This window comes from Clostridium sp. 1001283B150225_161107_B6 (genome assembly GCF_015556325.1).
In the GTDB taxonomy this organism is placed as follows: Bacteria; Bacillota; Clostridia; order Lachnospirales; family Lachnospiraceae; genus Enterocloster.
In genome coordinates, this window is sequence record NZ_JADNMD010000013.1 from 113,202 (window position 1) to 126,576 (window position 13,375).

At 51.6% G+C, this 13,375-nt stretch carries 11 protein-coding genes; all 11 read right to left on the reverse strand.

The features are described 5' to 3' along the window. Positions 1-95 precede the first annotated feature (95 nt). Complete coding sequence (locus tag I2H39_RS23620; protein WP_138309901.1) at positions 96-1,514, reverse strand: undecaprenyl-phosphate glucose phosphotransferase; 1,419 nt, start codon at positions 1,512-1,514, stop codon at positions 96-98. 110 nt (positions 1,515-1,624) lie between these two features. Next, positions 1,625-2,635, reverse strand: a complete 1,011-nt coding sequence (locus I2H39_RS23625) for a glycosyltransferase family 2 protein (protein WP_227147418.1) — start codon at positions 2,633-2,635, stop codon at positions 1,625-1,627. Next, positions 2,628-4,856 (reverse strand): glycosyltransferase, encoded by a 2,229-nt coding sequence (locus I2H39_RS23630; protein ID WP_138309900.1) that lies wholly within the window; start codon positions 4,854-4,856, stop codon positions 2,628-2,630. Before I2H39_RS23630 ends, I2H39_RS23625 begins: the two co-directional genes overlap by 8 nt. Further along, positions 4,853-5,818 carry a glycosyltransferase family 2 protein gene (locus tag I2H39_RS23635; RefSeq protein WP_138309899.1) on the reverse strand — a complete coding sequence of 322 codons (966 nt, stop codon included), beginning with the start codon at positions 5,816-5,818 and terminating at the stop codon, positions 4,853-4,855. The genes I2H39_RS23630 and I2H39_RS23635 overlap by 4 nt, the downstream gene beginning before the upstream one ends. Before the next feature lie 6 nt (positions 5,819-5,824). Then, positions 5,825-6,778 carry an NAD(P)-dependent oxidoreductase gene (locus I2H39_RS23640; RefSeq protein WP_138309898.1) on the reverse strand — a complete coding sequence of 318 codons (954 nt, stop codon included), beginning with the start codon at positions 6,776-6,778 and terminating at the stop codon, positions 5,825-5,827. 13 nt (positions 6,779-6,791) lie between these two features. Then, complete coding sequence (locus I2H39_RS23645; RefSeq protein WP_138309897.1) at positions 6,792-7,925, reverse strand: class I SAM-dependent methyltransferase; 1,134 nt, start codon at positions 7,923-7,925, stop codon at positions 6,792-6,794. Continuing rightward, entirely contained in the window at positions 7,922-8,872 is a 951-nt protein-coding gene (locus I2H39_RS23650; RefSeq protein WP_195627660.1) for an NAD(P)-dependent oxidoreductase, read from the reverse strand. Before I2H39_RS23650 ends, I2H39_RS23645 begins: the two co-directional genes overlap by 4 nt. 65 nt (positions 8,873-8,937) lie before the next feature. Continuing rightward, positions 8,938-10,944 carry a thiamine pyrophosphate-binding protein gene (locus I2H39_RS23655; protein WP_138309895.1) on the reverse strand — a complete coding sequence of 669 codons (2,007 nt, stop codon included), beginning with the start codon at positions 10,942-10,944 and terminating at the stop codon, positions 8,938-8,940. A 210-nt stretch (positions 10,945-11,154) separates the two neighbouring features. After that, the gene (locus I2H39_RS23660) at positions 11,155-11,901 is read right to left on the reverse strand and encodes an enoyl-CoA hydratase/isomerase family protein (protein WP_138309894.1); all 747 of its coding nucleotides are present in this window, start codon (positions 11,899-11,901) and stop codon (positions 11,155-11,157) included. 40 nt (positions 11,902-11,941) lie between these two features. Further along, positions 11,942-12,652 (reverse strand): ABC transporter ATP-binding protein, encoded by a 711-nt coding sequence (locus I2H39_RS23665; protein WP_195627661.1) that lies wholly within the window; start codon positions 12,650-12,652, stop codon positions 11,942-11,944. Then, positions 12,639-13,373 carry an ABC transporter ATP-binding protein gene (locus I2H39_RS23670; RefSeq protein ID WP_138309892.1) on the reverse strand — a complete coding sequence of 245 codons (735 nt, stop codon included), beginning with the start codon at positions 13,371-13,373 and terminating at the stop codon, positions 12,639-12,641. Before I2H39_RS23670 ends, I2H39_RS23665 begins: the two co-directional genes overlap by 14 nt. Positions 13,374-13,375 lie beyond the last annotated feature (2 nt).

The following is a 13,375-nucleotide window of genomic DNA, read 5'->3' on the forward strand; positions in this document are numbered from 1 at the left end:
GAACACACAAGCAGCCCCGCTCCTCTGCCCCGGAACCTGAATCCGGGCGTAACTGCTCATGCACAGGAGCCATCTTAACGCAAACGTCATGCATATCAATATGCATTTTTATTTATAAATCCCTTGAAAACAGTGAGAAACATAATCTTGAAGTCAAAACCCAGACTCCAGTTCTCAATGTAATACAGGTCGTGTTCAATCCTCTTGGTAATCGATGTATCCCCACGGTATCCATTGACCTGGGCCCAGCCTGTAAGCCCCGGACGCACCTGATGCTTAATCATATACCGCGGTATCTCTTCTTTGAACTTTTCCACAAACAGCGGCCGTTCCGGCCTGGGCCCCACCAGACTCATATCTCCTATGAGGACGTTGAAAAACTGGGGCATCTCGTCAATACTTGTCTTGCGTATGAAACGTCCCACAGGCGTCACCCTGGGGTCATGGGGCGTAGTCCACTGGCTCCGTTCCCGGTTGGGGTCCTGGACCTCCATGGAACGGAACTTGTACATCTTAAAAGGCCGGTTGTGCAGCCCTATCCTCTCCTGGCTGAAAAGCACGGGCCCGGGGGAAGTAATCTTAATAAGCAGGGCCGTAACCAGCATGAGCGGCGAAAATACAATCAGACCAAACAGAGCGCCGGCAAGGTCCACAATCCGTTTCATAGTGGCGTTAAATACCCCGGTAAGGGGCACATGGCGGATATGGATTACCGGAAGTCCCTGAAGGTCTTCCATATAGGGAATCGTCGGTATTATGTTATTATAATCCGGTATGAACTTTGTATGCACGCCCGATTTCTCGCAGGCCGCCACAATCTGTTCCAGATTGGAGTACTCCTTAATGCTCAGGGTGATGGCGATTTCATCCAGGGTATTGGATGCCAGGAAGTCCTCCAGATGATTGGTGGGGCCCAGTACCTGCACCTTCTTATATAGAAAGCCGGCCGGCCGGTGGTCGTCCAGGATTCCCTGGACATGGTATCCCCATTCCGGATTAACGCTGACCCTGTCGATGAAGCCTTCGGCTGCCCGGCTGTAGCCAATGAGAAGCACATGCTTCTGATTATAACCGTTGGTCCTCAGGGAGCGGAGGAATACACGGATTGAAATCCGCTCTGCTTCCAGCAGGATGATATTAGCAGCAAAAAATGCCAGAATCATCTTTGTGGAGAAGTAGCTCAGATGGCTTACGAACCTTCGCAGGCCAAAAAGCACGAAGGTAAAGAGCATGAGGCCGATGACATTGGCCTTGCAGATATTGGCCAGCTCTGAACGCCGCCCCTGTATCCGTTTGGGCACATACAGATGGAAACTGGCATATAGAATCAGGTATATGGGCACTATAAAAATAAGCGCCATAAAATATACCTGGGGCTTTAGCACTCCTTCGTCTAACGGCAGTACCTTTCCGCTGATGACAATGAACCATGCCAGGGTATAAGCCACCACAGTGACCAGTATATCAAGCAGGACATGAATGCGGTTCAGCCTTTTCTGGTTATCTTTTATCATTGTATTTCACCTTGGTTTCTCAGGGAATCCCTTCTTACCGTAAATATCGTTGTTATTATACATGATAAGCCGTCATTATTCTATAACATTTCTCTTAATTTCGAAAAAGTTCATAATTTAGCAATCTGCCTGGCGGCAAACTCATAGACATAGATAAAGGTCCCTGTAATCAATTCCCATTCAATGGCCAGGTAATTTTTAAGCCGTTCCCTGCTGTAAGGCACCTTGCGGCACTCTTTAGCGGTTGCCAGGCCTTCCTTCACACCGGCCGCATAATCCTTCCCAAATCCCTTTTTCTTAAAAAACATATATTTGAGCCCCATTCCCAGGAGAATCGGAAGAAGATTCACCGCCAGCTGCAAAAGGGGCATGTTCTTATAGTTCAGATAAATATTGTTCCTGGCAGCCAGCTTTACCTTGAAGGGATTGTACTTGGAACCGCTGGTGCCGCTTCCCACATGGTAGACCATGGCCGTGGGACAGTAAATATTGTCATATCCGGCAATCCTGGCCCTGTATCCAACGTCCAGGTCCTCCAGGTACGCAAAATGCATCTCGTCAAAGTATCCGATTTCCTCAAACACCTGGCGGCGGTAGATGGCTGCCCCGGCGCAGGCCGAAAAGATGCGGCAGGCCCTGTTATATTTTGCAGAGGAACGTCCCACGCCCCTCTGGTATGCCCAGCCCAGAAGGCTGTACATATCCCCTGCATCGTCCATCAGCTCCTTGTGGCAGAGCTGAATCATCTTGCAGCTGACGGAAAATATGTTTGGAGAGCGCTCCATTGCCTTAATCATTTCCCCCACATAGTGGCAGTCCGGCTCCGTGTCATTGTTAAGCAGGATTACATAGGGTGTTTTCGAAGCCCTAATCCCCACATTTACCGCCCCTGAGAACCCGGTGTTCCCGGGCAGGAAAATGGCGGGAATCCCGTGCTCCTTCAGCCACTCCACACTTCCGTCCGTGGAGCCGTTGTCCACCACCAGGATGTCAAAAGCCCGGCAAATCTGCAGGTCCAGGGCCCTGAAACAGGGCACCATGAATTTCAGCCCGTTATAATTCGGTATGATGATGGTCACTTTGCTGTGTCCCGCTTCATAATCTATTCTATGGTCACTCATGTGCTTTCGTATCGTCCTCCGGCGCAAACTGTTCGTAAGCCTTAAGGTCATAAGGCTCACCGATTTTTTCCTTCAGAAGGTCCCTGAGCGCAAAATTGGATTTGCGCAGAGTCAGGTTGGGGTTGTAATAGGGGTCGCCCTTTTTGATGATATCCGGCCATTTCCGTATAAAAAGAGCCACCTCCCGGTTAAAGCGGGCAATCTTTTCAGGCGTGTCCTCCAGCCCTCTGGACTTGGATTCATAATGGTAAAAACATGAATAAGGCGCATACACTACCAGTTTCCCCAGGGCGCGTACTTTCATGCAGTAATCAATGTCATTAAAAGCCACCGCCAGCTCCGGGCTTAATCCGCCCACCTGGTCAAAGACGGATTTCTTTGTCATAAGGCAGGCCGCTGTCACGGCGCTGTAGTCCTGGGCGCACATGGCCCTGTGGAAATAGCTGTTCTCCGCCTTGTGAAGGCCGATGAATGTGTGGCCGGCAATGCCGCCAAAGCCAATGACCACTCCGGCATGCTGTATGGTGTCATCTCCATACAGAAGCCTGGCGCCCGCAATTCCCACATCCTCCCTCTGGCAGAATCCCAGCATTTCCTTTATGCTGTCCTCCCCAATCAGCTCCGTGTCATTGTTGAGCAGCAGCAGGTATTCACCCTTAGCAAAGGAAGCCCCATAGTTATTGATGGCAGAATAGTTGAAGCCCTCCTTCCAGGTAACCACCCGGAAATTCTCATGCTCCGCCTGCATCTTATCATAGTAGGCAAAGGTTTCTTTCTGGGAACTGTTATTTTCCACAATAATAAATTCCAGGTTCTGATACGACGATTTATCCATCAGGGAACGGACGCACACATCCAGGTCCTGGCTGTGGTCCTTATTGGGAATAATGACGGACACCAGCGGTTCTCCCTGTATACGGAAGGCGGTGTGGTAAATACCGTAATCCACGCCTTTTTCCACCTTCTCCGCCTGGATTCCCATCCGTTCATAGTGGGCCATAATAGCTCTGGAGCCAGCCTCAAAGGCGTACATCTTGCTCTCCGGGTTACTGGCCGTGGAATTCTGGTGGCAGCGCCAGTGATAGAGAACCTTGGGAATATGGAATACTCCCTTTGCCGCTTCCGTACAGCGGAAAATAAAATCATAATCCTGGGCGCCGTCAAACTCCTGGCGGAACCCTCCCACCTGCTGGAGCAAATCCTGCCTTATAACAAACAGATGGCATATATAGTTGACACTGGTCAGCAAGTCCGGGTTGAAATCAGGTTTGAAATGGGGGTCAAACAACGCCTTCCCATCCATATCCAGCTTATCCTCATCCGAATAAATGACCTGACAGTCCGGATTCTCATTGATTGCCTTTACCACCTCATAAAAAGCATTGGGCGTAAGGGTATCGTCATGGTCGGCCAGGATAACAAAGTCTCCCCTGGCCATATCCAGGGCGGCATTGGTGTTGCCTGAGATTCCGCGGTTGCTTCCCAGAATCTCATAGCGCACCCGCCGGTCCCTGTCCGCGTACTTCTTAAGCACGCGCTCCAGCCCTTCTCCCCTGGGACTTCCGTCCGCAACGCATATCTCCCAGTTGGTATAGGTCTGTCCCATGATGGAGTCCAGCATTTCCCTGAGATAGCGCTCCGGGGTCTTATAGGCAGGAATGACCACTGACAGCATGGGTTCAAAATCAAATACATGCTTTCTCTGTTCCGCCAGTTCCTCGTCCGTTGGCTTTGTCAGCTCATACCACTCGCCGTAATCATAATCATTGTCAATACCCTGGAGCTTATGTTTTGATTTGACCACAAGAGCCTTAAGGCCATGCTCCTTCCAAAAGTCCATGGCCACATGGACTGTCTCCATATTCATCAGGTCCTTAAGCTTTTCCATCCGCTTATGGGCCACGCTGGCACGCTTTGCAATCAGTTCCTCATTGTATTTGATTTTTACCTGGCGTCCCTCGCAGCGAATCAGCAGGTAATAATCCTTTCCCCTCTCATAAGGGAACTGGATATCAAAACCAAAATCCCGGTCATAAACCTTCTTAAAATATATCTGGCTCACATCATCCCTGCGGGTATTTACGTGCTTGAATTTTACCGGCTGGCGCTTCTCATCCTCCACCCGGAAAGTGGCCTTGCTGTCAGGGGATTTACCGATGGCCCATCCGTTAAGTGTAATGGAATTCTCCCGGATGCGTACCACGTCTATCTTATATTTCATGCTTCCTTACCGCCCTTTTTCTCTTCCTCGTTAAAATTAATCCGTTCTTCCTCAATGACCAGCGGGCGCTTCATGACCCGCTGGTTGATGCTCATGATATACTCTCCCAGAAAGCCGATGAAAAACAGCTGCACCGACCCCAAAAACAGCATTCCGATGAGCATGGGCGCCATGCCGGCCGGAAAACGGTCCCACCAAATCAGCTTCATCACCAGGTAGACCAGGGCAATAAGCATGCTGACAACGGCGCATATGCTGCCGAAAATCGTAGCAAGGCGCAGGCCCGCCTTTGTATAGGAAGTAACACTGAGCATAGCGGCATCGTACAGACGGTAAAAATTATTGTGGGTCTTGCCGGCCCTGCGGCGCGGCTGCTCATAGGGAATCTCCTTGCGGCGGTAACCCAGCTCAGCCACGATTCCCCTGAGGAAAGGCGTGGGGTCATCCAGATTCCGCAGGACCTCGATGAATTCCCTGTCATAGAGACCGGAACCAGTGAAATGCTCAATCTGCTCCACATCCGACAATTTCTTAATGGTCTTGTAATAGCAGCTCCGGAGCCAGTACATCAGCCGGTTTTCCTTGCTGCTTGTCTTGATGCCGATGACGATTTTATATCCCTTCTCCCACTCATGGACGTATTTGGGAATCATTTCCACCGGGTCCTGGAAATCCGCCACCATCTCAATGACACAGTCTCCCGTAACCTGGAGCATGCCATAGTACGGGGAATTGAACTGCCCGAAATTCCGTGCATTGAGTATGGCCTTGATGCGGGGGTTGTCTGCGCACAGGCCCCGGATAATATCCCTGGTGCCATCCGTGGAATCATTATCAATGAATACCAGCTCGTAGTCGTACCGGGACAGCTCCCTTTCCACAATTTCCGTTACCGCCTTGCTGATAGGGCCTACATTTTCCGCTTCATTATAACAAGGAATCAATATGCTGATTTTCTTCATATCTCTCTATGCTTCTTCCTTCTCTATGGTTTCTTCGATGCCTTGGCGGAAGGTATACTGTTCCTCCCACCTGCCGCCTGTAAGTCTCTTAAGTCTGGTAATGTCAGGCCGGATAGACAGGGCGCCCTCCTTGGCCTGTACAAAGGTCCCGTACTCCAGCGTTCCCTTAAATCCCACAATCTCATGGATTTCTTCCACAAAGGAACGAAGGGGCCTGGTATCCTGGCTGGCTATGTTGACAATGGAGCTTATGAGTCTCAGGGAACCGTCCCTTTTCCAGTCAGGCGCTTCATCCGCGGCCTGCCTGTATAATTCATATACTGCCTGTACCGCATCCTCAATATACATAAAATTCCACATATGCCTGCATGCGCTTAAGGAAACCTTCTTATCCTGCCTTAAATCCCGCACCAGGGTGGATATGATGGACCAGGGATGATCCCCGTAACCGTATACGCTGAAAAACCTCAGATGGTAATAGTGAAGTCCCAGCCGGCTGCAAAGGGGAGCCGCCTTTTGATAAAACTCCCATTTTGCCTTTCCATATTCATTGATGGGACGGCAGGGAGCATCCTCCTCCATCATCCCGTCCACGGCACCGTATTCCACCCTGGAACCTGCATCCATGAACACGCGGCAGCCCAGACGCGCTGCCGCCTCCACACAGTCCAGGGAACCAGCCACATTGCGGGCCTGGACCTGGGGAGAATCTATCTCCTCCCGGTTCACACCGCCCCAGGCCATATGGAAAAAACCGTCCGCCTGTCCCACTGCCGGAACACAATCCAGCACATGTGCCAGGTCGCAGGGCACTGCATGGAGTCTCTCATGAACCGGAAGCGCTTCCATATGAAGAGAACCCGGACGCACCAGGGCGTACACCTGCGCCCCCTGTTCCAGAAACACCCTGGCCAGATTGCTCCCGATAAAACCGGTTGCCCCGGTAATTACAATGCGCATTTTCTCATCCCTCCTACACCATCTCCAGGTGGTTGGAACGCATGGCCCTGATTTCCACGTTTGTCCCAAACTTCCGGCGTATGCTGTCTGCAATCTCATCCGTATATCCGGGCGCCGTGATTATGATGGCATCCACCGGATGGTCATGAAAATAGTCCGGACCAACAATGGGAAGATGGGATGAGGGTGCAAATTTTCCCTGCTTAAAGGGAGCGGAATCTATGATATACATTGCCTTTTCCCCCAGCCTGGTGGTGGCTGCCAGGGTAAAGCCCTGGTGGCTGGCTCCCCAGACAGCCACCTTCTTATCCCATGCATCCAGATATTTCATGTAGGACTCCATCTCCCGCTTCAGATTTACATAACACTCCAGCAGGTTTTCCGCATCCATCTGCGGGCGCTTTTTCACGATAACGGACAGAGTGTCCCGGTTGATGACCTCGCACTCCTCCACCTGGAACCCGTTGCGCTCCAGCAGAGGGGTAAGAGTCTCGAAGGTATAGTAAGCCAGATGGTCCCGTATCAGCTCATAATAGCTGTTATGGTCCATGATATATTCAAAGCTGGGAACAGTAATAAGCCCCATGGCATCGTCCTCCAGATTGCGGTATATGGCCTGGAGCATGGTGCTGGGGTCGGGCTGGTGCTCCAGGAAATTAAAGGACAGGAACACGTCATACAGTCCGCCCGGGAACCGCGTATCCTCTGTCTCCGTAAATCCCTGCGTCACATTCAGTCCCTGGGCCCTGGCCAGCTCCACCAGATGGGAATCATGCTCTATGCCGTGGGCCTCCACCGGGAACTCCGACAGCACCTTTAAGAATTCTCCCTGGCCACAGCCAACCTCAATGAACTTCTTTCCCTCCAGATGATAGCTCTCAATGAGATGCTTATACTGGTATCTGCGCAGTTCCACCATGGTCCTGGAAAAACCGCCGGCCCGGATTACATCCCGGTAATAGTCCACCGGCTCACAGTCAAACTGGACCAGTCCGCAGCCCATACACTGGCATAAATCCAGGGTCAGTCCCCGGTCCTCCTTTACCCCCTGTGCATCCGGCATGTGCTGGGCCGAGGCAGGCATATTATCTAACGTAAGCAGCGGCGTCTCCCATAAAGGGGCGCCGCAGGCGATGCATCGTTTCATAGACAATTCTCCTTATACATTCCAATCATTTCCCTGATTCCATCCTCAAACGAAATCTCCTGGGCGAATCCCGCTGCTTCCTTAAGCTTTCCGGTATCCGGCACCAGGGACACCACCCCCTCTGCATTGGGAGGACGTTTTCCGTATTCATAGCTGCCCTTCCCCCCGCAGAGCCGATGCATCTGCTCGATGTAGGACTTAAGGGGACGGGTATCATCTCCTGCCACATTATACACGCCGGCCGGTACTTTGGCAAGCAGAAGCCCTGTAAGGGCCCTGGCCGCATCCCTTACATGAAGGAAATTCCACTGCTGGGTACAGGCCCCAAGCTCCATGCGCCCTTCCTTAAGGAAGGTATCCAGGCAGGTTGACACCAGGGACCAGGGGTGGTCCTCCGGGCCGTAGACACTGAATATCCTGGCGTGGACGTAATCAATGCCCAGGGCCCCGGCGGCCTGCTGCGCCCGGCGGCATACCTCCAGCTTATCCTTGCCGTATTCAGACACAGGATGACACACGATTCCCTCCCCCATAACGCCGTCCACAATGCCGTACTCGGCCTGGGAGCCGCTGAAAAGGAACCTGGTGCATCCCAGGCGGGCCGCTGTATGAAGGGAGTCCAGGGCATACCCGATGTTGCGGGCCTGTACCTGGGGGTCCTGGCGGTTGGCGCTTCCGGCGCCCTCCCAGCCCAGATGAAGCCATAGGTCCGCCTTTTTTGGGGGGATAGGGCAAAGCTCCGGGCAGGACTCCAGTTTTCCAATATCCTTCAGGGCAAACGGCAGAAAGGTGAGATTCTCCCTTTGTTCCCCTGCAAGCATTTCAAGCCGGCTGCGGCCAGGAGAATCCGGCCTTACCACTGCAAATACATGATGGCCGCCTGCCAGCAATTCTTTTGTAACAGCCTTTCCGATAAAACTGGTAGCTCCTGTTACGATTACACGCATAAATCATACTCCTTCTCATCCCAGCTGCCTTAAGGCAGGTCTGTCTATCCATATCCAGCCAGGCTCTAATCCTTTATCCTGGGAATAATCATATTCTCATCCATCTCTTCATCCGGCAGGAAGGGTGACAAATCCTCTAACGGCGGCGACACCATGGTGCCGTCAGGCAGTCTCTTCGCGGAAGACTTAGGTTCAAAGTTCTGGTCCGTGGACACAAACACCTCACAGATAACCGGTCCCTCTGCTGCCAGTGTCTTCTCCACAGCTTCTCCAAGCTGGCTGTTATGTCTGGCCGACACATAGGGGTAGCCGTAGGCCGCTGCCAGCTTATCCAGGGCCGGGAAGCTCAAATCCCCGCTGTCCACGCCGATTCCAATCAGGGGCTCGCCAAAGAAATTCTTCTGGGTCTGGCGGATGGAATGGTATCCTCCGTTATTAATCACAAATATCTTGATTCCCATTCTGTGGTGGATAATGGTCTGCAGCTCCTGAAGATTCATCTGCATGCTTCCGTCACCGGTCACAAGTATCAGGTCGTCCCCGCTCCTGTCCCCGCCCTGGCTGTAGCAGCCCTTATCCCTGGAGGCAATCCAGGCGCCGATGGCTGCAGGCAAATCATACCCCATGGAGGCGATGGCGGAGTTGGTGATGAAACGCTGGCCCTTCTTAATGATGTAGGCATGTCCACCCACCACACAGGCGGAGCCGTTTCCCACCACAGTCACCTGCCCTTCCCTCAGGCGGCTGCTGACAGCATGGATGAACGCATACACATTGGCCGGTTCCTGGTCTGTATGGTCAAAATGCCCGGGCAGAATAACAGGATATTTCTCCTTCCACATGGCGCAGGTCCGGCTCCATGTCATATCCCTCAGACCTTTTCCTCCATCAAATACCTGTCTGCGCCCGGGACAGCTGATACTCTCCGGAAGATTTCCTTCTTCCTCCGATAAAATACAATCCAGAACCAGGTCCAGCTGCGCCAGCAAATCCTTTGCATCGGCATGGACCCTCATATCGCTGTGGACCGACGGCTTCTTAAGCTCTTCCTCATCTATATCATTGACAATGACATAAGCCTCCCTGGCCCATGTCTCAAAGTTATATCCCACCTGCCGGATGCTCAGACGGCTTCCGATGGAAAGTACCAGGTCACTGTTCTGAACAGCAAAATTCCCCGGCCTGTCCCCCATGTTGCCTGCACGGCCAACGTACAGGGGGTGGGTATCATACATGATATCCTCGCTGTCCCAGCCTGTAACCACAGGAATTCCCAGCTTTTCAGCCACATCCATGAACAAATCATGGGCCCCCGCTATGCGGATGCCGTTTCCCGCATTGATGACAGGGCGCTTTGCCGCCCTTATCTTATCAATAATGGTCCGGGCAGTGGAAAGCTCTGCCTTTCCGGGCAGCACCTGGCGGTGTTCTCCCTTTCCGGCCTCATCCTCTTCAATTTTATGCCCACCGTGGTTTCCGGCCCAGCCGTCCCCTCCGGCCTCGTAATCAGCTGCGTCAAAGCCAGCCAGCTCCTCTGTCTCAACAAATGCCCCCTGGACATTCAGGGGTATATCCAGCCAGCATGGGCCCGGGCGGCCGGACCTGGCCAGATATAAGGCTTTCTCCAGACAGTAGCGGACCCGCATGGGGTCAATGACCATCTCTGAATACTTTGTCATGCAGTCAATGGCTTTACAGATATCAAATTCCTGGTCCCCCATGGCGCGGATGCCTACCCCGGACCACCTGGCCGTGGTATCGTAGCGCACCTGCCCGGACAGCACCAGCATGGGAATGGAATCCAGCCATCCCCCCACCACGCCGGTAATGGCATTGGTTCCCCCCGGACCAGTGGTTACGCACAGGGCCGCAATCCTGTTATGAATCCTGGCATAGGCCTCAGCAGCCATGGCACAAGCCTGTTCGTGATGATTATAGATACAGTGAAGCCCCTCCTGGTGCCCCAGTCCGTCATCCAGATGCATGGCTCCTCCCCCTGTCACCATAAATGCCTGGCTGATTCCCTCCTCCACCAGCTTGGCTGCTATATAATTGGAAATCTTCATTTTCATAAATTAAGGTCCCCCTTCCGGTCTATCAACTATGGAGAGTATAGCATAAAACGCCTTAAAATAATACTATATTTTCTCTTACAATAACATGGCCCTCATGCCTTTACAGAATCTCCAAAGCCTGTCCAGACAAAATGCAAGAATGCCCGAAAAACCTCAGAATCAGTTTTCGGACATTCTTAAAATCGCTCCAACATCAGGCATCTTCCATCATTTTCCCAGGAATCCTTCTATCAATGCCAGCCGGTCCGGCTGGTCAAACATCTCATGCTGGGCAAAAATCCCCAGCTTACGGCGTACGCCAACAGGAATAACCGGCTCATGAACCTGATTAAGCAGTTCCTTCATCAGTTCGACTGCCCTCGGATGATTTGCTGCAATCACTTTACCCAGGGCAATACACTCGTCAAGCAGCGCTTCCTCAGGGACCACTTTGTGAATCACTCCGCAGGGAACCAGGTCTTCCACCGGCACGGCTGCGCCGGTGTATGCCATATACCGCCCTATTTTATCCGGAACCAGAAGGTCCAGGAAATCCGCCCCTCCTATGGAACCCACAAGAATTTCAGGAAATTTGAGCACTGCCCCTTCCTCTGCAATGATAAGGTCACATGCATATGCCAGGCCTACCCCCAATCCCACGGAAAAACGGTTCAAAGCCATGATAACAGGCACACGGCAATTCTTGATGGAATCCATGATACGGCAGTCACCCTCCAGATAATGGGCAATATTTTCATGTGAAAAATCGCCGAACCCTTTTACATCACTGCCGGCAGTAAATCCCTTGGCCATGGAATGAAGTATCAGCACATGGATGTCATGATTGGCATTGACCTGGTCAATCATGTCACCAAATGCAAACTTTGCATCACGGTCCATTGCATTTACTTTTCCCCGCTGAAAATGAAGTACGCCCACATGGTCCTGTATTTCCAAATTAAATTCAATATTCATTTTCTCCTCCTATAAACCAACCAATAAACAGCGCTTTTCATTATATCCCGAGATAAGCTTCACGCACCGAGGGATTATCAAAAAGTTCCTTTGCCGCCCCCGACAGTACAATGTGGCCATTTTCAAGAACGTATCCCCTGCTGGCAATGGAAAGAGCCTGTGACAGGTTTTGTTCCACCAGCAATATCCCGATTTTTTCCTCCGCTACCTTGGAAATCAAATCAAACACTTCCTCCGTAATAATGGGCGCCAAACCAAGGGACGGTTCGTCCATGATGATGAGCCTGGGCTCCATCATCATGGCCCTGGCAATAGCCAGCATCTGCTGTTCGCCGCCGCTCAGGGAACCTGCAATCTGATTTTGTCTTTGTTTTAGTTTTGGCATCAGCTGGTAAGCATACTCAATATTTTTAGGGATGTTCTTTCGCTTGCTGCGGCAATAGGCCCCCATTGTAAGATTTTCTTTTACCGTCATCCTCCGCAGCGTCCCGCGTCCCTGAGGAATATGGGCAATCCCCAAATCCGCCAGATTATGGGTTTTCTTTGCAAGGAGGTCAATACCATCAAATATAATGGAACCGGACGTGACCGGTGATAACCCGCAGATAATGCGCAAAAGCGTTGTCTTTCCCGCTCCATTGGAGCCCACAAGCGAGACCACCTCACCACTGTCAACTTCCATACTTACATTGAAGAGCACTTTCAAATCACCATATCCTGCAGAAATATTCTTAACCTCAAGTAACGACATTGAACTTCCCCCCTCCAATATAAGCTTCGATGACCTCCGGACGCTTAAGAACCTCTGACGGCTCTCCCTCGCAGAGCAGTGAACCGTCATTCAACACAACAACACGGTTGCACAGTTTAACCACTGCCCGCATGATATGCTCGATGAAAAGAATGGTAACCCCATCATCATTAATCTGACGCACAAGTTCAAGACTCTCATCCATCTCAGCGGAATTCAATCCGGCCAAAGCCTCATCCAGCATAATAAAATCCGCCCCTGTAACCAAAATACGAGCCAGGTCCAGCCATTTACGGCGTTCAATAGGTAGTTTAGAACTCAGCATATCCTGAACTGATGCCAGTCTGGTGCGTTCCAGTACATCATTGGTTTTAGCCACAGCCTCACGGAATCCGTCCTTAAGAAGGGCAATGGACAGAACGTTGTCAAACACAGTAAGGTTTCCAAAGGGTTTGGGCGTCTGGAAAGTACGTCCCATACCCAGCCTGGACCTGTGGACAATATCCATATTCGTGGGAATCTTCTCGCCTTTAAAGTATATTTCCCCGCCGTCAACCCTATAGACCCCGGAAATAAGATTGACTGTGGTGGATTTTCCCGACCCATTGGGTCCAATGAGGCCTACCAGCTCCCCTCTTCCTATATCAAAGCTCACATGATTCACAGCATGCACACCACCGAATGATATAGAGACATCTTTTAAGCTAAGAATCGTATCCATAG